Consider the following 23,585-nt stretch of genomic DNA (forward strand, 5'->3'; position numbering starts at 1 on the left):
AGAGAGTAAGCGCCGGAATAAAGAGAGTAAGCGCCGGAATAAAGAGAGTAAGCGCCGGAATAAAGAGAGTAAGCGCCGGAATAAAGAGAATTCCGCTCATGGTTTCAAATTTTCGCTCATAACTTGTAAAAAGGGGCGATGTGGATGGATGCTTTAAGGAAGTACTGGGAAGACATCATGAAGCGGTTATTGGACCAGAAAGAAGAACCATGGCTTGAGTGCAAAGTGAAAAACCTTCATGAAAGAGGCCAGCTGGTTAAACGAGCTACATTTAATGTGAAGCCTTATCATAGAGTTCGATATGAAAGAGTGAGCGATATTTCATATATGCTTTCGCTGTCTCTCCTTATAAAAGATCGACAGGATTATTACTTAGAAGAAGGAGTCTATCGCTGTAAGGCTTTTTTAAATGGCGGGAAGCTAATAGACCAGGTAACGGAAACGGAGACAAGTACAACAGGGGAAGAAAGGCTCGCTTCAGCGTTTACGGATAATCATCAAGAACAACGGCTGCCTTTCAAATACGATCGAAGGGCAGCTGTTCAATATGCTGAACGATGGTGGGATAGTTATAATCCGGCTTACAATCACTTTGATGTGGATTGCACCAATTATGTATCTCAATGCCTGCGAGCTGGAGGCGCGCCAATGTGGGGACAGCCGAACCGCGGCAAGGGCTGGTGGTACTCAGGTTCCAACTGGAGTTATAGCTGGGCTGTTGCCCACTCGCTTCGTTGGTATTTAAGCGGGGCAAGACAAGGATTAACAGCAAAAGAAGTAACAGATGCAGCTTTATTATCGCCAGGTGACGTCATTTGTTATGACTTTGAGGGAGATGGGCGGTTTGATCATAATACGATTGTAGTGAAAATGACCAGTAAAGGTCTTCCTTTAGTCAACGCCCACACAATGAACAGCCGCCATCGATTCTGGGATTATGAGGACTCTACAGCTTATACTCCGGCTATTCAATATAAATTTTTCAAGATAGGAGCGGAATAAATATGGTATAATAGTCAGGTTGATTCTGTAGACAACGAGGTGAACAAAATGGCTAACCATATCGTATTATTTCAACCAGAAATTCCTGCCAATACAGGTAATATTGCTCGCACATGTTTAGCTACGAATAGCCAGCTGCATTTGATTCGGCCGCTTGGATTCTCAACGGATGACAAGATGCTTAGAAGAGCTGGTTTGGATTATTGGCATGACGTGACGATAAACTATTACGATTCGATTGAAGAGCTCTATGCATCTTATCCGAATGGGGAGTTTTATTATATTGAGAATTTTGGCACCCGCTCTTTCGTAGACTTTGATTTTAGTGATGAGGCACAAGAGTGGTTTTTCGTATTTGGAAGGGAATCAGACGGGATTCCTAAGACTCTGCTAGAGGGTTTGGAAGATCGCTGCCTGCGTATTCCCATGACGGACAAAGTACGTTCATTAAATTTAGCCAATACTGCTTCTATCATCCTATTCAATGCTTTGAAGCAGCAGAATTTTCCTGGTTTAATTAAATAAAATCTTTCCATTAAAAAATCGCATCCCAGTTCGGGGTGCGATTTTGTTCATTCATTACTTTTTAGGGCTACCTGCTTTCGTATCATATCCTGATGAAAAGATAGATACTAAGTACGTCACACAAACTAAGATAATCAATGTTAATTTCATGTATGTCGGCCTCCTTTAAAGTCTTTAAAGACAAGCATGCTGTTGTTTATTATACCCTATATCCTGGTTAATGTGAATTGCTTGTCTATGGAATATCTTAAGAAATTTATCAATGGCTGGGGTAAATGCCTACACAATAGGTTTTTTCCCTACATAGATTGAAACGTAGGTGAATAACCAAGGCCTGAAATGGAGGAATAGTAATGGATCAGTACCAGCCCTATCCTTATCAGTATGGTTATTATGATGAGGAACATGCACGAATTGCTGATCAACAGATGTTTGGCTATGAGCATGGTTATGATGACGACCGGTTTTTTGGTGGACCATTTTTCGGGGGTCCATTTGTAGGAGGATTTCTTGGAGGGTTACTAGGCTCCGTGATCGTACCACCTGGTGGTTTCGGAGGAGGATATTATGGCCCAGGGCCGGGGCCTGGGCCAGGGCCAGGATACGGGCCGGGATATGGTTACGGCTATGAATATCCGCCGCCATATGGACGTCCGCCTTATTATTATGGATCTCCCTGGTAAAAATATTTGCAATAGCCGTCGAATAGGCGGCTATTTTCTTATATTATGGTACAATATGTATATATTATAAGACCAATCATCGAGTCGATAGCGAAATTTTTTTAAAAGGAGCGTAGGTATTGTGAAGGCTGTCATGATGTCGTTCTTGTTGGGGAGCTTTTGTTTATCTCTAGCTGCATGTGATCAAGCGCAAGGAGAGGAGGGACAGGCGAAAGATCCGATAACTGTTACTCTTGAGAAAAAAGTGGACAAGGATAAGCAATCTGACAAAAAAACAGACAAGAAAGAGAAAGAAACAGAGGAAGAGGATTCTACTCGCAAAACAGAGGAAGTTAATGATCAAGTATCACAGGAAAAAAACGAGGAAGACTTTATGGAAAATGAGAGAGAGAACCAGAGTTTAAACGGTTCTGAACCAGGCTACACAACTGACTCGAACGAAAGCAATTATACATATCAATATAATGACACGTCTGATTATCGTTCACCGTCCTACAGTTATTCTGGAAATAGTTCACCGAGTGGCACTACAACTCCTGCTCCTTCCTACAACAACAGTGATGAGGAAGTTAAGGATGAACCTGATAAGGAGACACCGGTTGAGGAAGACCCGGTTAGTAAAGAACCTGAGGAAGTTGAGAAACCGCAAAAACCTGATAAACCTGAAGAGCCAGCCGAAGAGGATGAAGATTCTAGTGCTACCCCCGACCAAGATCCAACCGAAGATCACGATGAAGAAACCACGGATCCTGATGAACAGACCGAAAATCCTGACGCACAAGAACCAGATGGTGGTTCACAAGGAACCGATGAATCAGGTTCATCAACAGAAGAGCAATCTTCAAATGAAGAGGAAGACAATAAAGATCAGCCATAAAAAAAGTCGCCCAGCGAGGCGACTTTTTGCTATTAAATGTTCGTTGTATCTAACTTTTCTCCCTGAGATTCGTACCCTTTCATATATTTGATGCGGCGCTGAGCAGACGTTTCATTAACTTGCTCATCAGCATGGTAGGAAGAACGAACCATTGGGCCTGCTTCACAATGTTTGAAGCCTTTTTCCATGGCAATATTTTTTAACTCTTCAAATTCATCCGGGTGATAATAACGTTCTACGTTTAAGTGCTTTTTCGTTGGTTGTAAATATTGGCCAATTGTCATGATATCAACGTTATGGGCGAGAAGATCATCCATAGCTTGGACAATTTCTTCCTTTGTTTCCCCAAGTCCGACCATGATGCTTGATTTTGTTGGTGTATCTGGACGAATTTCTTTCACACGTTTCAGTAATTCGAGGGAACGGTCATACATCGCTCGGGCACGAACTTTTTTAGTTAAACGACGGACTGTTTCAATGTTGTGATTAAAGATGTCCGGTTCCCCGCCCATTAACGTGTGCAGGCTTTCGTAGTCGCCTTTCATATCAGAAGGCAGGATTTCAACTGTACAGCCTGGAACTTTACGACGAATCGCCTTTACGGTTTCACCAAAAACAGCAGCTCCGCCATCTTTTAAGTCATCACGGGCTACCGCTGTAACGACAACATGTTTAAGACCCATAATTTCCACGGATTCGGCGACTCGTTCTGGCTCGCCCCAGTCCAGCTCGTTTGGCAAGCCTGTCTTAACGGCACAGAAGCGGCATCCGCGCGTACATGTGTCGCCTAAAATCATAAAAGTAGCTGTTTTTCTTTCGCTCCAACACTCATGAATGTTCGGGCAGCGTGCTTCTTCGCATACTGTATTGAGTTTCTTTTCCCGCATGAGTTTCTTTAACCCCGTGTAAGATTTGTTGGTGTTAATTTTAATTTTAAGCCAATCTGGTTTTCTTATGTAATCCTGATTCTTTTTCGCCACGATTGATCCACTCCTCAGATGGTGATTTTTTATCTTAAATTATCGGGAATAATTCCACTTGTCATTGCTGTATTTCTCTTCAGCAATTTGATTCACTTCAGCCCATTGTTCTTCAGTTAAATGAAACGGCTCCAAATTCAAGTTTAATCCTTTTTCAAATCCCTGTTGGAAAGCTTTTTTTACTTCAGTATAAGACTTTTTAGCCGGGCTCAGGTTGTTAATGGAAATGGCTTTGTCGCTAAAGGCTTTTCGAGCTCTCTCTTTTATTCGCTCATTCTTATAAATAAACATATCGAAAAGCTTGGTTTCATCGACTTCTATAGGGATCGACCCGTGCTGGAGGATGATTCCTTTCTTCCTCGTTTGGGCACTGCCGGCAGCTTTCTTACCATCTACGATCAGTTCATACCACGAGGGCTCTTCAAAGCAAACAGCCGACCCGTTTGTATCGAGCTTTCCTTCAGGGATGGCAAATTCAGCAGCGATGTCGAGTTCCTTAAAACCTTCCAATAATCCTTGTGAAATGACTAAGTAAGCCTCTTTTACAGAAGCTGGCATATCGGGGTGTTGTTCTGAAACAATGACGCTGTATGTAAGTTCATTGTCATGAAGGACAGCACGGCCGCCTGTTTGTCGGCGAACAAGTTCATAACCATGGCTCTTTACGCTATCCACGTCAATTTTTCCGTGAACTTTTTGAAAATAACCAACGGACAAACCAGCTGGGTCCCAACCATAAAAGCGTAAAACAGGGGGGATCTTTCCTTCACGATGCCAATTCATCAACGCTTCATCCATAGCCATATTTAAGGATGGAGTGAGGTGAGCAGAATCGACAAAGTACCATGTTTCCATCATGTTAGCCTTCTTTCCATTATAAATTTCCTTGCTAGCTTATAATATCAAGATAATTCTAACAAGGTAAAAATTCCAAGTCAAAAGCTATGTTTTACATGAGATGCTCATTTATCTGATAGTATACACCCTTGTCCACATAACAGGCTAGGGGTTGACATATTCTTTCCTATAACAAGTTGTAAAGACATGTTCTGTGAGATTCATTTTTTTATAAGGTTGGGCATAGAATGAAATTAACTTCTGGTTGTTACGACGAGGGAGGTCGTTAAGTGGATATTTTAAAAAGAATCCAGGAACGAAGAGAGCAAGAAGAAGAATTGAAGTGGGAAGGTACCTTTCGAGAATACTTGGATCTATTAAAAGAGAAGCCGCATTTAGCACAGTCCGCTCACTCGCGTGTATATAATATGGTTACACAAGCTGGTGTGGAAGAGGAAGAAAACGGCCATAAGAAGTATGCTTTTTTTGATGAAGATATTTATGGGTTGGATGAAGCAATGGAACGGCTCGTGGAAGAGTACTTCCATCCGGCTGCCAGAAGGTTAGATGTAAGAAAGAGAATCTTGTTATTAATGGGACCTGTAAGCGGTGGTAAATCAACTCTTGTAAATTTATTAAAACGAGGGCTTGAAAAGTATTCCTATACTGATGAGGGAGCTGTATTTGCAATTAAGGGATGTCCGATGCATGAGGACCCTCTTCATATGATTCCGCACCATTTAAGGGATGAATTTAGGGAGGAGTATGGCATTAGGGTTGAGGGAAGTCTCTCTCCATTAAACACGATGCGGCTTGAGCAGGATTACGAGGGACGAATGGAAGATGTACTCGTTGAAAGAATCTTTTTCTCAGAAGACAAACGAACAGGGATTGGAACCTTCAGTCCGTCTGATCCGAAGTCCCAGGATATTGCTGATTTGACTGGCTCCATTGACTTTTCGACCATAGCTGAATATGGTTCGGAATCTGATCCAAGGGCGTACCGCTTCGACGGGGAGTTAAATAAAGCTAACCGAGGCATGATGGAGTTTCAAGAGATGTTAAAATGTGATGAGAAATTTTTATGGCATTTGTTAAGCCTGACACAGGAAGGTAATTTTAAAGCTGGGCGATTTGCTTTAATTTCAGCCGATGAACTGATCGTTGCCCATACAAACGAAGCGGAGTATCGTTCGTTTATAGCCAATAAGAAAAATGAGGCACTCCATTCTCGGATGATTGTCATGCCTGTTCCATATAACCTGAAGGTCACACAAGAAGAGAGAATATATGAGAAAATGATTCGTGAAAGTGATATTCGTGATGTGCATATTGCCCCACATACATTAAAAGTGGCCGCGATGTTTACGATTTTAACTCGTTTGAAAGAATCGAAGAAAGCGTCTGTCGATGTGTTGAAGAAGATGTACCTGTATGATGGAGAAGATGTCGAAGGCTTTAGCGATGTTGATGTTGAAGAGCTGAAGAAAGAATTTTCTGATGAGGGAATGAGCGGGATCGACCCGCGTTACGTCATAAACCGAATTTCCTCGACCATTATTAAAAAGGAAATGACTTCGATCAATGCGCTCGACGTACTCCGTTCGCTTAAGGATGGGCTGGACAGTCATCCGTCGATTTCTAAGGAAGACAAAGAACGGTATTTAGAATTTATTTCACTTGCTAGAAAACAATACGACGACCTGGCTAAGAAAGAAGTTCAAAAAGCATTCGTTTATTCTTATGAAGAGTCAGCTCGCACACTGATGGATAATTACTTGGATAATGTTGAGGCATATTGCAATAAGGCCAAACTCAGGGATCCACTGACAGGGGAAGAATTAAATCCAGACGAGCGATTGATGCGCTCCATTGAGGAACAAATTGGAGTCTCTGAAAATGCGAAAAAAGCTTTCCGAGAAGAAATTCTTATTCGAATCTCAGCCTATGCACGCAAAGGCAAGAAGTTCGATTATCAGTCTCACGAGCGGCTTCGTGAGGCGATTCAGAAGAAACTGTTTGCTGATCTTAAGGATATTGTTAAGATTACGACCTCTACGAAGACACCAGATGAACAGCAGCTGAAGAAAATCAATGAAGTCGTTGCGACTTTAATTGATGAGCATGGATACAATTCAACTTCAGCTAATGAACTATTAAAGTATGTAGGAAGTTTATTAAATCGTTAATGCTGCACTATAAAAAAGCAAGGCCATCCGAGTTTCGGGTGGTCTTGCTTTTATTTTCAGGGAAACATGTTTTACATAATATGAAGATGGGAATAATGTAGAGCGGTAATCGTAATCGATTAGACAAAATACGACAACATCCGATTTGCATTGGGTCTGAGTAATCACTGAATATAATGAATATTCTTATTATGTCGCTTTAGTAATAAAAAGTGAAAAAGGCGTCCCATTGCTACATCTTTATTGTTATAATAGAACTGTTGTTTAAGCTTCAAAAAATAAGTGCTATATGTTGAATTTCGGGACGTTTCGACTCTATAATAGAATGTGTATTTGCAAACGTTTACGTTCTAGCATTGGACAACAACTACTTGTGGGGGTATTTAGACGTGTCAAATCAAGGCTCCAGTGAAAGCTTTTGGGAAAAATTTCACGGCCCCAATATGGGGTATATTGAGGAACAATACGAGTTATATTTAACAGATGCTAATTCTGTTGACGCTTCATTAAAAGAATTATTTGATGCTCATGGTGCACCAGCATGGATGAGTACATCAGCAACTCCAGTAACGAATGGGGAAGCACAAGCTTCATCAGAAGATATTGTTAAAGTAACCTCAGCATTGAAACTTGTTGAGGCTATTCGTCGTCATGGACATCTAGAGGCAGACATCTATGCTGTGGGCGGTAAAGATCGTCAAGCAACACAGCTGACAGACATTAAGAATTATGGATTGACTGAGGAAGACTTGAAGAGAATTCCGGCTGAATGGATATGGCCAGAATCCCCTGTCAAATTAGATAACGCCTTAAGTGTTGTCCGCACACTCAAAGAAAGGTACTCCGGTACAATTTCCTTTGAGTACGACCATGTAAACAACGATGATGAACGAATGTGGCTGCAAAATAAAGTAGAGTCAGCGGCTTTTCAAGTGAAATTAGGTAATGAAGAGAAGAAGCAGCTGCTTAAAAGACTGGCCGATGTGGAAGGGTTCGAGAACTTCCTGGCTAAAACTTTTGTAGCGCAAAAGCGCTTCTCTATAGAAGGTTTGGATGTCATGGTCCCGATGCTGGATCATTTAGTCCAATCAGCTTCAGCTGATAAAATTAATCATATTATGATGGGCATGGCCCACCGCGGAAGATTAAATGTGCTTGCTCACGTATTAGGCAAGCCTTACGATCGGATTTTTTCTGAGTTTCATCATTCTCCTAATAAAGAACTGGTACCTTCAGAAGGATCTACAGGCATTAACTACGGATGGACAGGCGATGTGAAATATCACTTCGGTGCCCGGCGTGAAGTTGGGGATGGAGAGCAAACGAGCACTCGTGTTACCCTAAGTCACAATCCGTCTCACTTAGAGTACGTAAATCCTGTCGTTCAAGGTTTCACCAGAGCGGCTCAAGATGACCGTTCGAAGCCTGGTTATGCTCAAATGGATGAGGAAGAAGCCTTTGGTGTACTCATTCATGGTGACGCTGCCTTCATCGGTGAGGGAGTTGTAGCGGAAGGGCTAAATATGAGTGATCTGCCTGGGTATCGTACAGGTGGAACTCTTCATATTATTGCTAATAACTTAGTAGGTTTTACAACGAACAGACGGGATGGCCGTTCAACAAGATACGCAAGTGATCTGGCAAAAGGTTTTGAAATTCCTGTCATTCATGTGAATGCTGATGACCCTATTGCTTGTTTATCTGCTATATCGCTATCTTATGAATACCGTCAAAAGTTCCATAAGGATATTTTGATTGATTTGGTTGGGTATCGCCGTTATGGCCACAATGAAATAGACGAGCCACGCTCTACGCAGCCGAAGCTTTATAAGGAAATCGATGAGCACCTGACAGTGGCCAATCTATTTGAGAAAACTCTTGTAGATGAAGGGTTAGTTGAGGAAGGATCTCTTTCACAAATCAATGAGGAAATTGAGAAAAACCTTCGTGAAACATTCAATAATATGAAAGAAAATGAGACTGAGGAAGCTGATGTAAAAGATCGTCCGGGCGGAGTAGAACGTCCGCTTGATGAAATCGAAACGAACGTAGAGCTGGACCGTCTGAAGCAGTTGAATCAGGATCTTCTCAAACGTCCTGAAGGATTCAACGGGTTTAAGAAACTTGAAAAAATTCTTAAGCGCCGGAGCAATATGCTGGATGAGGGCAACAAAGTCGATTGGGGTGCAGCTGAAGCTCTTGCTTTTGCATCGATCTTAGAAGATGGAACTCCAATTAGAATTACTGGACAAGATACGGAGCGGGGAACATTCGCGCATCGTCATATGGTTCTCCATGATATTGAAACGGATGAAACATACAGTCCGCTTCACGGGTTGGACCAGGCGAAGGCCTCCTTTGATATTTATAATAGTCCATTGTCTGAAGCTGGTGTAATTGGCTTTGAATATGGATACAGTGTTCAAGCAGCTGAATCCCTTGTTATTTGGGAAGCGCAATTCGGCGATTTCGCTAATGCGGGTCAAGTTATTTTTGACCAATTTGTTGCAGCTGGCCGTGCTAAATGGGGAGAGAAATCAAGTATGGTATTCTTGCTTCCTCATGGCTATGAAGGCCAAGGTCCTGAACACTCCAGTGCTCGACTGGAACGTTTCTTACAATTAGCCGCTGAAAACAATTGGACAGTGGCAAATGTGACGTCTTCAGCTCAATACTTCCATTTACTAAGACGCCAGGCTGCGATTAGTAATAAAGAAGAAGCGAGACCATTAGTTGTTATGTCACCAAAGAGTCTGCTTCGTAACCAGAGAGTGGCAGTTGAAGCTGAACGTTTTAGTGAAGGAAACTTCCAATCGATCCTAAGACAACCTGGTTTAACTAAAGAAGGAAAAGCTAAAGAGAAAGTGAAATCATTGCTCATCGGCAGCGGAAAACTTATGGTTGAAATTGAAGATGCAGTAGAGAAGGCAGACCAAAAATTCGAAGCAGTTGATGCCGTTCGCATCGAACAAATTTACCCATTCCCTGACAAGAAACTTGCTGAAATTCTGGAGACATATCCAAATCTGGAAGAGCTCGTATGGGTTCAAGAAGAACCGCAGAACATGGGAAGCTGGTATTTTGTAGAAGGTATCCTTCACAAGCTGCTTAAAGAAGGACAAATTCACCGCTACGTAGGCAGACCGCATCGTGCATCTCCTTCCGTAGGTGAACCGAACATTCATAAAACAGAACAAAACCGAATCATCCAGGAAGCGTTACAGATGTCTAAAGGAGGAAAATCAAATGAAGGAAATTAAAGTTCCTGAATTAGCTGAATCCATCACAGAAGGCACGATTGCCGAGTGGCTCGTGAAAGAAGGGGATCAAGTAGAAAAAGGTGATCCTGTACTTGAGCTAGAGACAGATAAAGTAAATGTGGAAGTGAACGCCGACGCTGGCGGCGTAATCGCGGAGCTTTTAAAAGAAGAAGGTGATGACGTAGAAGTTGGGGACGTTATCGCTAAAGTGGATGAGAACGGTGAAGCAGGCGGTTCTTCTGATGACAGTTCCGATGATAAGCAGGAAGAAAAACAGGAAGAGCCTAAAGAAGAAAAACAAGAGCAGCAACAAAGCACTGCTTCAGAGCAAAAAGAAGAAAAGAAACAAGAAAGCTCAAATGAACAAGAAGGCACTAAAGGCGATGTGATCGCTACACCAGCGGCGCGTAAACGTGCGCGTGAGCTAGGGATCGACCTGAGTGAGATTTCTGCACGAGACCCATTAGGCCGAATTCGCCCAGAAGATGTGGACTCTGCGGCGAGCAGCAAGAATGAGAAAAAAGCAGCTCCTAAGCAGGAGAAGAAAGAAAGCAAGAAAGAATCAAGTGAAAAGACAGAGTTTGATAAGCCGGTAGTGCGCGAGAAAATGTCTCGTCGCCGCCAAACGATCGCTAAGCGTCTTGTAGAAGCACAGCAAGAATCTGCTATGCTTACAACGTTTAACGAAGTAGACATGACGAATGTCATGAATCTGCGTAAAGAACGTAAAGATTCATTCTTGAAAAAGCATGATATTAAGCTAGGATTTATGTCCTTCTTTACGAAGGCAGCTGTCGGCGCATTGAAAGAATTCCCGCTGATCAATGCTGAAATTCAGGGCAATGAAATTGTGAAGAAGCAATTCTATGATATTGGCATGGCTGTTTCTACAGAAGAAGGTCTGGTCGTTCCAGTTGTCCGCGATGCTGACCGTCTTGATTTTGCCGGCATTGAAAAAGGAATTGCTGATGTAGCTACGAAAGCTCGTAATAAAGAGCTTCAGCTCGAAGATTTACAAGGTGGTTCCTTTACGATCACGAATGGTGGGATTTTCGGTTCAATGTTGTCCACACCGATCATAAATGCCCCACAAGTAGGTATTCTTGGCTTGCACAATATCGAGAAGCGCGCTAAAGTTATGCCTGATGATACGATTCAGGCACGTCCAATGATGTACATTGCTCTTTCCTATGATCACCGAATCGTTGACGGTAAAGATGCGGTACAATTCTTACGCAGAATTAAAGAAATGATTGAAGATCCTTACGATCTACTATTAGAAGGATAAAGTTTGAGAGGAGCCCCCTGCTACTTATGTAGCGGGGTGCTTTCTTATGTGCTTTTATACAGGAGTGGGAGATGTTGAGCCTGTTTTTGTACAGGTGAGGGTTTCCTTGCGCGAATTGGTGTGGATTTTTCCTTGATGCTTGCGGGTTCGGCCCTGAGGTTCGTGAGTTCGACCCTAGCACGTGCTTATTCTCCCCGAAGCTGCGTGGATTCGGCCCTGGCAGGCGCTTATTCGGCCCTAGCACACACAAATTCTACCCAAAGCTCCGGCAGTTCTGCCCCAGTAGGTGCGTTTTCTCCATTCTCTGATTATCCATTACTCATTCAATAGTTTTATCGCTATGTATGCAACCTTGCAGTCTGTTAATTTTTCTGCGCGCTTAATGAGTTTCTTTTTAAAAAAATAGGCATACATTTCTTTTTTCAGAAATAATCAAACCTTCGTTGATTTCGCTTCATCCATTGACATGGACCTGCATACGATAGAGTAATACTCAAAGCTAGGAGGGGAATTTGTAAATGGATGATAAGAAAAGTTTCGTAATTGCTGAAGACGACTGGTCCCTCCACCGGAAAGGCTATGATGATCAGCGCCGGCATCAGGAAAAAGTAAAAGATGCAATGAATAAACAACTTCCTGATCTAATTACGGAAGAAAACATTGTGATGTCTAATGGGAAGAAAGTTGTAAAGATACCGATTCGGTCACTTGATGAATATAAGATTCGCTACAACCATGATAAGAATAAGCATGCTGGTCAAGGAGACGGTGACAGTGAAGTTGGCGATGTATTAGGCAGGTCACAGGAAAAACAAGGCAAGCCCGGTCAAGGAGAGGGTGCTGGAGACCAGGCAGGAGAAGATTATTATGAGGCAGAAGTCAGCCTTGCTGAGCTGGAAGAAGCTTTCTTTAAAGAGTTGACCCTCCCGAACTTAGCTGAGAAAGAAAAAGATACGATTGTTCATGAGGACATTGAATTTCGTGACATCCGGAAAACAGGTTTGACAGGAAATATTGACAAGAAGCGGACGATGCTTGAGGCGTATAAACGTAATGCGCTTGGCGGCAAAGCAACTTTTGCTCCAATTTATCCTGAAGATATTCGCTACAAAACGTGGACAGATCAGGAGAAACCGGAGTCAAAAGCTGTTGTTATTGCAATGATGGATACAAGTGGCTCTATGGGGCAATGGGAAAAGTATATGGCTCGAAGTTTTTTCTTCTGGATGAATCGATTCTTAAATAAAAATTATGAGACAGTAGATGTAGAGTTTATTGCTCACCATACGCAGGCAAAGGTAGTCAGTGAAGAAGACTTTTTCTCTAAAGGAGAAAGTGGCGGGACGATTTGCTCTTCGGCCTACCGTCGAGCACTACAGCTTATCGATGAAAAGTATTCCCCGGAGCGTTATAACATTTATCCTTTCCACTTTTCTGATGGCGATAACCTTACTTCTGATAACAAGCGGTGTATTTCCTTAATTAAAGATTTAATTGAAGTATCCCAAATGTTTGGATATGGGGAAGTAAACCAGTATAATCGTTCCTCCAGTTTAATGCAGGCCTATAAATCTATTGATCATCCTAAATTTAGACACCATATTTTAAGAAAAAAACCAGATGTGTTTCATGCTATGAAAGCGTTTTTTAATGATGAAGAAAATGTTGAAGCTATGAGTTAAAGGGGGAAGCCAGGTTCAAAAGGAACCTGGCTTCTTTGTATTAGAAAGTGGTTTTATTTTTTTCAAAATGGGAAAAGGGTAGGTACGCTGGCTCAGGGGAGATATTATATAAAATAATAACCCACGAAAAAAGCTGAGCTTGAAGGCAGCTCAGCTTTTTTCGTAGCAGCTATGATATTTGGTGTGATTCGTTATGATATGAAGAATACACTGTTAATTATAGTAAAGCAGGTTGAATTTGTAAAGGCTTTATCAAGAAAAAATAATCCACTCCCTTTCTAAATGGATAAGAGATTGTAGTAGAAGTCATATTCGGATACAATGAGAATCACAAGAAAGGGGTGTTGTGCGGTGGATAAACAAATAGGGTTCCTGGGTTGCGGTTCCATGGGTCAGGCGATGATTCAAGGGATGATCCAGTCGAATTTGGTAAAGCCGGAGCAAATTGCGGCCACTGCTTTAAGCGATGAAACCATCGATTTCGTCGATGAAGAGTATGGGATTCATATCTCTACTGATAATAAAAAATTGGCGCAAGAATGTGACATTTTGTTTCTGGCTGTGAAACCTTATATCTATCAAGGGGTTATCCAGGAGATTAAATCATCAATCCATGAACATACTGTCATCGTAACAGTGGCAGCTGGAATAACGCTTGATCAAGTAAAAGAATCATTTGGATCGCAAGTTAAAGTGATTCGGTCCATGCCAAATACACCATCACTCGTGGGTGCCGGAATGAGTGTCCTTTGCCCGAATGACTTCATTACGGAAGAGGATCTTCATGATGTGAAGGAACTCTTTGAAAGCTTTGGCGAGGCTGAAGTGATAGAGGAGCACTTAATGGATGCTGTGCCGGCACTGAGCGGATCATCGCCAGCATTCGTCTATATGTTTATTGAGGCAATGGCTGATACAGCGGTGCAGCAGGGATTTCCAAGGGACAAGGCTTATAAGCTTGCTTCACAGGCCGTGCAGGGGGCAGCGAAAATGGTGCTGGAAACAGGTAAGCATCCTGGTGAACTAAAAGATGCGGTCTGTACGCCAGGCGGCACGACCATTGAAGGGGTGACCGCGCTTGAACAAACAGGTTTGAGAAGTTCGGTCATTCAAGCTATGACGGCTTGCACCAATAAATCAAAAGAATTATCCAGTGGTTCATAAAGGGCGTAAAATCCAGGCTTTTTTAGTCTGGATTTTATTATGGTGAAACCTAGCGGTGAGATCGCTCGTAGAAGATATAGCAGATAGAAAAGGGGGGCTGTTCATGAATGCACCTACAAAACAAATTTCAAAACGTGCCCTTTCATTGTGGAGGGTTCATGGATGTATCAGCACAGGGATCAGTGTCATCGTAGCTGTCGCGGTCCTGGTTCTAACGAATCTGTTCTCGTGGCCGGTCTGGCCAAGTCTTGTGATTGGGGCTGTGATTCTGTTAGAAATTATTTTTTCCATTTGGCTGATTCCTTCAATCAGGTGGGAGCGGCTCAGGTACGAGGTTAGAGAGCAGGAAATCGACTATCAATATGGTCTGTTTGTTGTGAAGCGAACATTGATACCAATGGTTCGTGTCCAGCATGTGGATACAGAGCAGGGACCATTGCTGCGCAAATATCGTTTGGCAACGATCAGCATTTCTACTGCAGCTACTGTACATAAAATACCAGCGCTGGATGAAACAGAAGCAGAAGAACTGCGGCGTTCGATTTCATCATTAGCACGGGTGGCTGAAGATGATGTTTGAACCGAAACGTCTTCATCCTATTTCAGCTGTACTTAACTTCGCAAAAGGGCTAAAAGATGCAATTCTGCCAATCGTTGCGATTTTCTTTTTTAATGGAAACAGCGAGGGAGGGTTTCTTGGCTTGCTGCCGCTTATTTTAACAGGAGCATTTTTATTAATTATTTTAATTGGCGGTGTGGTCAAGTGGCTTCGTTTTGTTTATTGGATTGACGAAGGAGAACTTCGAATCGAACACGGTTTACTGTTCCGGAAAAAACGTTATATTCCACTGGAACGTATTCAAAGCCTGGATTTCTCAGAGGGTATTTTGCACAGGCCGTTTCAGCTTGTCAAAGTGTCGATCGAAACGGCTGCTACTTCAGGGTTAGAAGCTGAAGCAGTACTGACTGCAATCAAACGCATCGATGCGAAAGAGCTTGAGAAAACGATCTATCAGCAGAAATCTGATCCTTCTTCTGCCGAAAGTGACGCAGAAATCATAGAAGAAACAAGTCGTTCGCTCGTTTATCAAATGACGACAAAAGACCTGATCCTTATGGCTGTAACTTCAGGCGGGGCAGGAGTTGTGATTTCAGGGGTAGCTGTCTTTCTTTCGCAAATTACTGAATTTTTACCGGTTGACGCGATTTATAATGAGGTCGTAAACTGGCTGCAATTTGGTGTCGTCATTGTGGGAGTCATAGCTGCCTTTGTTTTGATCATTGCTTATGGACTAGCTGTTATTTTAACGATTCTGCGTTTTGGAAACTTTTCTGTTTTTCATGAGGGAGACGATTTGGTAATTACTCGCGGGCTGCTGGAAAAGAAACAAGTTACGATCCCGCTCAATCGAATTCAAGGAATCAGGATTGATGAGAACATAGTCAGGCAGCCTTTAGGTTTCGCTACAGTCTCGATCATTAGTGCCGGAGGATCAGTTAAGGAAGGGGCAGATCAGCAATTTAAAATTCTTCCTTTTATCAAGCGGGACCAAATTGAACCTGTGCTGACAAGCATTCTTCCTCAGTATGAGCTAGAAGTTTCTCCTGAAAGTCCTCCAAAACGTGCAAAACGTCGTTATGTCTTCAGATGTATATGGCTTCCTGTACTGATTTCGATCGGAGTTAGTGTGTTTTTCTGGCCGCTGGGCTTACTATCGTTCATAATGATTCCTGCTTTTATCGGTCTGGGAATGTTAAATTACCGTGATGCTGGCTGGAATATTCGAGAAAAACAATTGATGCTCAGCAATCGTCTCATTACGAAACAAACTTATTTTATTAAGAAGCATCGTATCCAATCCTGTCAGTTCTCGAGGTCGATCCCTGAGCAGCGTGGCCGGCTTTCCTCCATTGAAGTCATGGTCAAGACCGGGGCCGGAAAGACAAGGGCCCGGTGCCTTTACTTAGACCAGGATGATTCCGAAACCATAATGAGTTGGTTCCAAACTAAATGATCGTTTTTCTATCGATTTCTGCTCTTAAGCAGGAATCGATTTTTTGTTAAAAGACGAACATTTTATGGACATCCCTTGAAATTTGTTCGTAAAACGAATATTATTAAGGATGTTGTGATTTTTCATTCGGAAAGTAAGGTGTTGGTGATGTTGAAGATGTTTCGTTTACAAGAAAACAATACAACCGTCCGAACAGAGCTATTGGCAGGCCTGACTACATTTCTAACTATGGTTTATATCGTTGTCGTGAACCCGGCGATTTTATCGGCTGCTGGTTTACCGTTTGAGCAAGTCTTTATGGCGACTGTTATTGCAGCGATTATTGGTACGTTAGTTATGGCGCTTGCTGCCAATTACCCGATTGCAATTGCACCGGGGATGGGAATGAATGCTTACTTCGTAACGGAAGTTGTTCAGCAGGATGTCAGCTATTCCGTTATTTTAGGTACTGTTTTCCTTGCTGGGATCTTATTTGTTATTTTAAGTTTAACGAGATTAAGGGAAACGCTGATTATAGCGATTCCTCCTTCGCTTAAATACGGAATTACCTCCGGGATCGGCCTCTTTATTGCTTTTTTAGGGCTGCGCATGTCAGGGATTATTGTCGCTAGTGAGTCAACGCTGGTTACAATGGGCGACTTGACGGCACCTGGGACGGTGTTAACGATTGTCGGTCTATTTGTCACACTTGGGCTTATTGCCCGTCGAGTAACTGGGGCGTTATTTATTGGCATGGCCATAACAGCATTGTTAGGCGTATTTACCGGCCAGCTTGAGTTTGAGAATGGTATCACTTCTGTACCGCCAGCACCAGTTTTTTGGGATATTGACATAGCAGGTGTGTTTAGCAACGGGCTTTATACAGTTATTTTCGCCTTTTTGCTTGTGACGATTTTTGATACAACAGGAACGATGATTGGGGTAGCGGAGCAAGCTGGCTTTATCCGCAAAGATGGAAGCCTGCCGAGAGCACGTGCCGCTTTGATGGCTGACGCAACTGCCACCACAGCGGGAGCGATGTTTGGAACCAGTCCTTCTTCTGCGTATATTGAATCGTCTTCCGGAGTCGCGGCAGGAGGGAGAACTGGGCTGACGACAGTTGTCGTGGCAGGTTTGTTCTTCATTTCTATCTTTTTCTCTCCGCTGGTAGGAGCGGTTTCCAGCTTGTCTGCAATCACAGCGCCGGTATTGATTATTGTTGGCTGCTTTATGATGGAAGGGTTAGCAAAGATTAATTGGCAGGCGTTCGATGAAGCATTTCCGGCTTTTATTATTATTTTATCGATGCCGCTTACTTCAAGCATTGCAACTGGCATCGCTTTTGGATTTATTTCTTACCCACTCTTGAAAATCATGTCTGGAAGAGCGAAAGATGTTCACTGGATTCTGTATTTATTCGGATTTATCTTCATCTTGCAAATGATCTTCTTCCCCGGACATTAACACACATCACCACCACTGCATTCTCGCAGTGGTGGTTTTTTACATAAACTTCCACCTCAGGTCATCCAGTTTCTGGGTGGGGATGCATATTTGGTCTTTTTTGGTGCATTCTATTTTTAGGTGATGATTATGGGATTCTTTAAAAAATTTCTAGTTGGAAAAAGTGAGCAAGGCAACAAGCAAGAGAAAGCATTCGAACATGAACTACCGCAGAAGCCACATTATGCTCAACCTCAACAGATGAATTCATCTGCTCAATTATCCGAAAATATCGACTACCTTTTTTCGCAGTGTAAACAAACAGGTGATTTAAAGGTTAGAGCCTTAGATGACGGTCGTGCGGCTTTGGTATTTTACGAAACACTCGTTGATCATGAAAAAATGCAAGAGAAAATATTTGCTCCTATTGAAATGGGACATGTTGAACGGATACCGGACCTTCCCAATGCCAGAGAAATAACAAATTTAGATGAAGCATTAAAAAAATTGTTAAGCGGTCATGTGCTGTATTGTGAAGAAGACAGCCCACGAATTACTTATTTTGACGTGACTGCGTCTTTTAATCGTAGTGTAGAAGAACCAGTTAATGAGAAAGTAGTAAGAGGATCACACGAAGGTTTTGTCGAGAATATTAAAACCAATATTAATTTAATTCGTAAGCGTATCGAGGATAAGAGTTTAGTCGTCAAATACTTCAAGGTTGGCAAGAAGACGAATACGAATATTGCTATTGTTTACATGGAGGGTCTTGCTGATCAGGAAATCGTTCGTAAAATTGAACAAAGGATTACTGATATTTCTGTGGATATGGTGCAGAGCCCGGGTTTCATTGAAGAGTTTATCGAGGATTCTACTTCATCACCATTTCCACAAATGCTTAATACGGAACGACCAGACAGGGTGTCTGCAAACATCATGGAGGGACGCATTGCGGTGATGGCAGAGGGAAGTCCGACAAGTTTAATCGCACCTTCCACCTTTTTTATGTTTTATCAATCTCCTGATGACTATAATATGCGGTGGTATACGGGGACATTTATTCGTTTAATTCGGTTGACTAGTTTCTTAATTGCTATTGGGCTGCCGGCGTTTTACATAGCGGTCGTCAGCTTCCATTTCGAAGTGATTCCTGATGATTTGATTATTCCCGTCAAAAATTCGATCAATCAAATTGCCTACCCGCCGCTTGTAGAGGCATTGGTCATGGTTATTATTATTGAATTGATACGGGAAGCCGGGATCAGGCTGCCTTCTCCTGTTGGTCAAACGATCGGGATCGTAGGAGGTTTGGTGATCGGTGATGCCGTTGTACGAGCAGGCCTCATTTCAAATCTCATGATTATTGTCGTCGCCTTAACTGCTATTGCGTCGTTCGTCGTTCCTTCGAATGAACTGAGTACAACGCTCAGGCTGTTAACCTTTCCGCTCATATTCCTCGCTGGAACTTTAGGGTTTGTGGGGATCATGTTCGGATTATTGTTTATCGCGATTCATTTAACAAAACTCGAATCGTTTGGGGTGCCTTACTTTGCTCCAATCGCTCCGTTGAACATTAATGATTTAAAAGATACGTTTGTAAGAATCCCGCTTTATAAAATGAATAAACGTCCTAAAGACGCTCGGCCAGTCAAGATGAAAGCAATGGAGGATTCGAGGGAGTGGAAGAGAAATGAGCAGTCAAAGTAAACCAGTTATTTCCCGACGGCAATTCTTTTTCATTATCGTTCAAACCCAAATAGGTGTAGGAATCTTATCGATGCCGCATGATCTTCATCAAATCGCTAAACAAGACGGCTGGATATCCCTGCTTATTACGGCTCTATCCTTAATGATTGTGCTCTTTTTGTTGTGGATGCTGGCTAAACGTCATCCAAACTCTAATTATTTTCAGATCTTAGAGCGGGTGTTTAGCAAGTGGCCGGGCAAAGTTATTACAGCAGCGTATATCATCTATTTTACCTGTGTCTCCATGTTAATTTTACTGTTATTTGGCCGAATGCTCAGTCTCTGGGTCTTGCCCAGCACTCCATTCTGGGTGTTATCGATTTTGATGGTAGCTGTGTGCTTGTATTTAACGGCAAGTGGCCTGAAAATTATGGCGCGCTTATATACGAGTCTTTCGCTATTTTTATTTATCCTGATTGTTCTAATGTTCTTTTGTTTTACCGAATTGGAGATCCTCTACATCCTGCCTGTAGGACAGTCGGGCTGGGGGAATATCCTAAAAGGAGCGAATGAAGGACTTCTGTCTTATTTCGGTTTCATTGTCTCACTCGTTATTTATACGTATGTAGAAGGAAAACCGAAAGATAAACTAAAAACCGTCTTTTGGGCTCACTTCTTTGTCACTTGCTTCTACTTATTTGTAGTTCTTGTGAGTTTTACATTCTTTAGTACTAAGGAAATTGCTCTCGTTCAAGAGCCGGTTCTTTATATGTTAAAATCCTTTCAATTTCCAATTATAGCAAGAATCGATTTATTCTTTCTGTCGATTTGGGTGGTTTCGGTGGCAACTTCATTTGCAACCTACCTCTTTTTAACAGGAATGGGGATACAAATAGTTTTTCAAAAACAATCCAGTATTCCAATTACAGTGGCAGCCATCAGCATCTTTATTATTTCTTTATGTTTTGGTTTTGAAAGTGAACGGGTCGAGTTGTTAGGAAACGTGGTTGTTATTCTTGGATATATCTTTGGTGTGTTCGTTCCAATCTTCACGTTGTGTATAAGTGCGATCAGGTTTAAAGCTGGGAAAGAAAGGGGGAAGCAATATGAATAAGGTATTGTGTGCAATGCTTTCCCTTTTACTTCTGACTGGATGCTGGGATCTAAGACAGTTTAAAAACTATAATCTTGCTCTATCAGTTGGCTTCGATCAATTAGAGAGTGGCATCATTCGAGAAACCGTTTCAATTCCAACGGTTATCGGAGGCCCACAGGGACCTCGGGAACAAAAGGTCCAGATTGTCTCCACGAAATCTCATACAACTTTAGATGCCCGGGAAAAGATTGACCAAAGAATTTCAGCTTCCTTTGACCCTTCTAAACTTCAGGTCGTCCTTGTTGGAGAAGATTTGGCCAAACGAGACATTTATCCAGTTTTAGATGGGTTTTACCGCAATCCGAATAGTAATCTAAACGCACAATTAGCCCTTGTCGAAGGATCAGCTAAAGAGGCCATTTCAATACAAACACCAAATGAAACAAGAGTCAGCCAGTATTTAACTGGTTTGCTTGAAAGTGTCGTGTCAGGAACTTATTCAACAGGCGAAAATCTTCAGCTCATTAGTGCAGAGTTAATGGAGCCGGGAGAGGACTTTTCTCTTCCAATCTTGAAAGTACAAGAGGATCAGGAACTGATTAAGTATAATGGCCTAGGTCTTTTCCATAACCGTTCCTATACAGGCGAGAAAATTAAACAGCAAGACGCTGTACTGTTCGTATTGATGCAAGGACAAAAAGGGAAGAGGGCTCGGATTACAAGGAAAGTCAATAATGATAAAGCGAACGAACCATTAAACTATGTGACCATTAAAGTGATGAAGATAAAAAGAGATTTAAATGTTAAAGTTCAAGGTGGTGAGGTGAAAGCTGATTTATCTTTAAAAATTTCTGCTCGGATTCTGGAGTATCCGCATAATCAACTTGTATCATTACAGATTATTAATAAACTTTCCGATCGACTAACACGTGTTTTAACAAAAGATGCGAAAGAAATCGCAGCCAAAACTCAATCGGCAAACAGTGACGTGTTTTCGATTGGAAGGCGGGTGAAAGCCTATTATCCTGAGGTTTGGAATCAGATGGACTGGAATAACGAATATCCACAAATAACGATTACTCCTAAGGTAGAAGTTGATGTGAAACAGCATGGTATTATTAATTAATCAAGGGAATTGCAGATTTTTGAAACCTGAAACTCTGTTTTGTCGTCTAATAGTTAAGAATCACTTTAAAGCGTTAAGTGAATCCTATAAGTCAAAGATCCATTTAGCAAAATTGGGTGAACAGGACGTAGTAGTAAAAGCAGTCCTTTCATTATATAAAAGATATACCTCCCCTTAGGTATAGCACCTTTCGGTTGACCGCCGGAAGGTGCATTTTAGTGTGTTTTCATGTTTGTTCAGATCAAAATAGAAAATAGGAAAAAAGTCTTTCGAGAATTATTTGTGAAAAACCCCTCGAATTCTAGATGCTTTTAATGTAGTGTAAATGCTGTAGTTTAGGGAATAATGTCCATATATGAGGATAAAGATCTATTTTATGAAAATTCTTTTTATTTGATAACTATTGCAAGACGTCTGACAACCTGTTAAAATCCTTAATAGAAACAGATCATGAAAGCATTTTCATTTTTTGTGATTCTGACGACTTAAAACTTTTGAGGGGGAACCTAAGTGGGTATTGTAGGTATCTTATTGGGCATATTGGGTATAATCGTGATTCTTGGAATAGCCTTCCTAATGTCTAATGATCGTAAAAATATAAATTATTTTGGTATCGGTGTCATGCTTGTGGCGCAACTATTAACAACCTTTGTGATGTTTGAGACAGAAGTCGGTGCCTGGATCATTAATAAAATTTCATGGGTTTTTAACAAACTCATTGAATATGGAACAGTCGGGGTGAACTTTGTTCTAGGTGGAGTAGCGACAGAAGATGGCGCATCTGTTTTCTTCTTTAATGTATTGCTGCTTATTATTTTCTTCGCAACTATTCTTTCTGTGCTTACGTATTTGAAGATTCTTCCGTTTATTATCAAGTATTTTGGTCAGTTTTTATCGTATATTACTCGTCTTCCTAAGATCGAATCATTCAATGCCGTAAACAGTATCTTTTTTGGACAATCTGAGGCAATTATTGCGATTAAATCACAGTTCAAGCACTTAAGTGATAATCGTCTATTTATTGTAAGTGCATCAGCAATGGGGTCCGTATCCGCTTCAATCGTTGGGGCCTATATCGGAATTCTGCCTGCTGAATATGTACTTGTCGCCCTTCCATTAAACATGTTCAGTGCACTAATCGTTGCTTCCTTGATTGCGCCGGTTAAAGTGGCTAAGGAAGATGATTACGTAGATATTCACGATGTATCTGGTTCGAAGAGTATCTTCGAAGCGATGGGAAATGGTGCTTTAGATGGTGGTAAAATTGCCTTGATCGTAGCAGCCATGCTGATTGCGTTTATTGCTTCCCTGGAATTGGTCAATGCTTTGTTCTCCTTCTTATTTGCGGGCTTTACCTTGCAGGAAGGGCTTGGGTATATCATTGCTCCACTCGGTCTTTTAATGGGGATCCCTGCATCAGAAGTACTTGATGCAGGTGCCATTATGGGGACGAAAATTGTGACGAACGAATTTGTTGCCATGCTTGAATTTCAGGGAATGGTTGACCAAGTATCAGAAAAAACAGTCGGTATTGTTACAGTATTCTTAACCAGTTTCGCTAACTTCTCTTCTATTGGGATCATTGCGGGAACTGTACAAGGAATTGATGCTGAAAAAGGTGCCCGCGTATCAGGTTTCGGTATGAAACTTCTGATTGGTGCAACACTTGGTTCTATGCTTTCCGCTACAATGGCTGGTTTATTTTTATAAAAAACTGATGGACAAACCTGGCTGGAGAAAATATTCTCTCGCC

The 23,585-nt window shown here is 41.9% G+C and carries 18 protein-coding genes; 16 read left to right on the forward strand and 2 right to left on the reverse strand.

Going from position 1 to position 23,585, the window contains the following annotated elements; genetic code table 11:
• Positions 1–144 precede the first annotated feature (144 nt).
• The 4 genes from G6R08_RS16485 to G6R08_RS16500 all read left to right on the forward strand — a co-directional run bounded on the left by G6R08_RS16485 (position 145) and on the right by G6R08_RS16500 (position 3,087).
• Positions 145–1,002: an amidase domain-containing protein gene (locus G6R08_RS16485; RefSeq protein WP_163529407.1), complete on the forward strand. Its 858-nt coding sequence runs from the start codon at positions 145–147 to the stop codon at positions 1,000–1,002.
• Positions 1,003–1,050: 48 nt separating this feature from the next.
• Positions 1,051–1,527, forward strand: coding sequence for a tRNA (uridine(34)/cytosine(34)/5-carboxymethylaminomethyluridine(34)-2'-O)-methyltransferase TrmL (gene trmL / locus G6R08_RS16490; protein WP_163529409.1), 477 nt, complete (start codon positions 1,051–1,053; stop codon positions 1,525–1,527).
• A gap of 353 nt (positions 1,528–1,880) precedes the next feature.
• A complete protein-coding gene (locus G6R08_RS16495) occupies positions 1,881–2,210 on the forward strand; it encodes a hypothetical protein (RefSeq protein WP_163529411.1) in 330 nt (109 codons plus the stop codon).
• A 121-nt stretch (positions 2,211–2,331) separates the two neighbouring features.
• Entirely contained in the window at positions 2,332–3,087 is a 756-nt protein-coding gene (locus G6R08_RS16500; RefSeq protein ID WP_163529413.1) for a prolipoprotein diacylglyceryl transferase, read from the forward strand.
• 32 nt (positions 3,088–3,119) lie between these two features.
• Here G6R08_RS16500 and lipA read toward each other — a convergent pair whose 3' ends face one another.
• Both lipA and G6R08_RS16510 read right to left on the reverse strand, forming a co-directional pair.
• Positions 3,120–4,067, reverse strand: a complete 948-nt coding sequence (gene lipA, locus G6R08_RS16505) for a lipoyl synthase (protein ID WP_079530573.1) — start codon at positions 4,065–4,067, stop codon at positions 3,120–3,122.
• Between the two features lie 39 nt (positions 4,068–4,106).
• Positions 4,107–4,922: a lipoate--protein ligase family protein gene (locus tag G6R08_RS16510; protein WP_163531370.1), complete on the reverse strand. Its 816-nt coding sequence runs from the start codon at positions 4,920–4,922 to the stop codon at positions 4,107–4,109.
• Between the two features lie 272 nt (positions 4,923–5,194).
• On the opposite strand from G6R08_RS16510, the gene G6R08_RS16515 reads away from it, so the two are divergent.
• From G6R08_RS16515 to G6R08_RS16570, 12 genes are all read left to right on the forward strand, one after another.
• Positions 5,195–7,093, forward strand: coding sequence for a PrkA family serine protein kinase (locus G6R08_RS16515; protein ID WP_163529415.1), 1,899 nt, complete (start codon positions 5,195–5,197; stop codon positions 7,091–7,093).
• A 443-nt stretch (positions 7,094–7,536) separates the two neighbouring features.
• Positions 7,537–10,353 (forward strand): 2-oxoglutarate dehydrogenase E1 component, encoded by a 2,817-nt coding sequence (locus tag G6R08_RS16520; protein ID WP_240339831.1) that lies wholly within the window; start codon positions 7,537–7,539, stop codon positions 10,351–10,353.
• Positions 10,340–11,641: a 2-oxoglutarate dehydrogenase complex dihydrolipoyllysine-residue succinyltransferase gene (gene odhB / locus G6R08_RS16525; protein ID WP_163529419.1), complete on the forward strand. Its 1,302-nt coding sequence runs from the start codon at positions 10,340–10,342 to the stop codon at positions 11,639–11,641. Before G6R08_RS16520 ends, odhB begins: the two co-directional genes overlap by 14 nt.
• Before the next feature lie 518 nt (positions 11,642–12,159).
• On the forward strand, positions 12,160–13,323 hold the full coding sequence (gene yhbH, locus G6R08_RS16530) for a sporulation protein YhbH (protein ID WP_163529421.1): 1,164 nt from the start codon (positions 12,160–12,162) through the stop codon (positions 13,321–13,323).
• 351 nt (positions 13,324–13,674) lie between these two features.
• Positions 13,675–14,487 (forward strand): pyrroline-5-carboxylate reductase, encoded by an 813-nt coding sequence (gene proC / locus G6R08_RS16535; protein ID WP_163529423.1) that lies wholly within the window; start codon positions 13,675–13,677, stop codon positions 14,485–14,487.
• A 103-nt stretch (positions 14,488–14,590) separates the two neighbouring features.
• Positions 14,591–15,067: a PH domain-containing protein gene (locus tag G6R08_RS16540; protein WP_163529425.1), complete on the forward strand. Its 477-nt coding sequence runs from the start codon at positions 14,591–14,593 to the stop codon at positions 15,065–15,067.
• A complete protein-coding gene (locus tag G6R08_RS16545) occupies positions 15,057–16,502 on the forward strand; it encodes a PH domain-containing protein (protein WP_163529427.1) in 1,446 nt (481 codons plus the stop codon). Before G6R08_RS16540 ends, G6R08_RS16545 begins: the two co-directional genes overlap by 11 nt.
• 147 nt (positions 16,503–16,649) lie before the next feature.
• On the forward strand, positions 16,650–17,945 hold the full coding sequence (locus G6R08_RS16550) for an NCS2 family permease (protein WP_275897938.1): 1,296 nt from the start codon (positions 16,650–16,652) through the stop codon (positions 17,943–17,945).
• A 129-nt stretch (positions 17,946–18,074) separates the two neighbouring features.
• A complete protein-coding gene (locus G6R08_RS16555) occupies positions 18,075–19,631 on the forward strand; it encodes a spore germination protein (RefSeq protein WP_163529429.1) in 1,557 nt (518 codons plus the stop codon).
• Complete coding sequence (locus G6R08_RS16560) at positions 19,615–20,724, forward strand: GerAB/ArcD/ProY family transporter (RefSeq protein WP_163529431.1); 1,110 nt, start codon at positions 19,615–19,617, stop codon at positions 20,722–20,724. Before G6R08_RS16555 ends, G6R08_RS16560 begins: the two co-directional genes overlap by 17 nt.
• Positions 20,717–21,832: a Ger(x)C family spore germination protein gene (locus G6R08_RS16565; RefSeq protein WP_163529433.1), complete on the forward strand. Its 1,116-nt coding sequence runs from the start codon at positions 20,717–20,719 to the stop codon at positions 21,830–21,832. Before G6R08_RS16560 ends, G6R08_RS16565 begins: the two co-directional genes overlap by 8 nt.
• A gap of 576 nt (positions 21,833–22,408) precedes the next feature.
• Complete coding sequence (locus G6R08_RS16570; RefSeq protein WP_240339832.1) at positions 22,409–23,542, forward strand: NupC/NupG family nucleoside CNT transporter; 1,134 nt, start codon at positions 22,409–22,411, stop codon at positions 23,540–23,542.
• Positions 23,543–23,585 lie beyond the last annotated feature (43 nt).

Origin of the sequence: Halobacillus ihumii, assembly GCF_902726645.1 — a bacterium.
In the GTDB taxonomy this organism is placed as follows: Bacteria; Bacillota; Bacilli; order Bacillales; family Halobacillaceae; genus Halobacillus_A; species Halobacillus_A ihumii.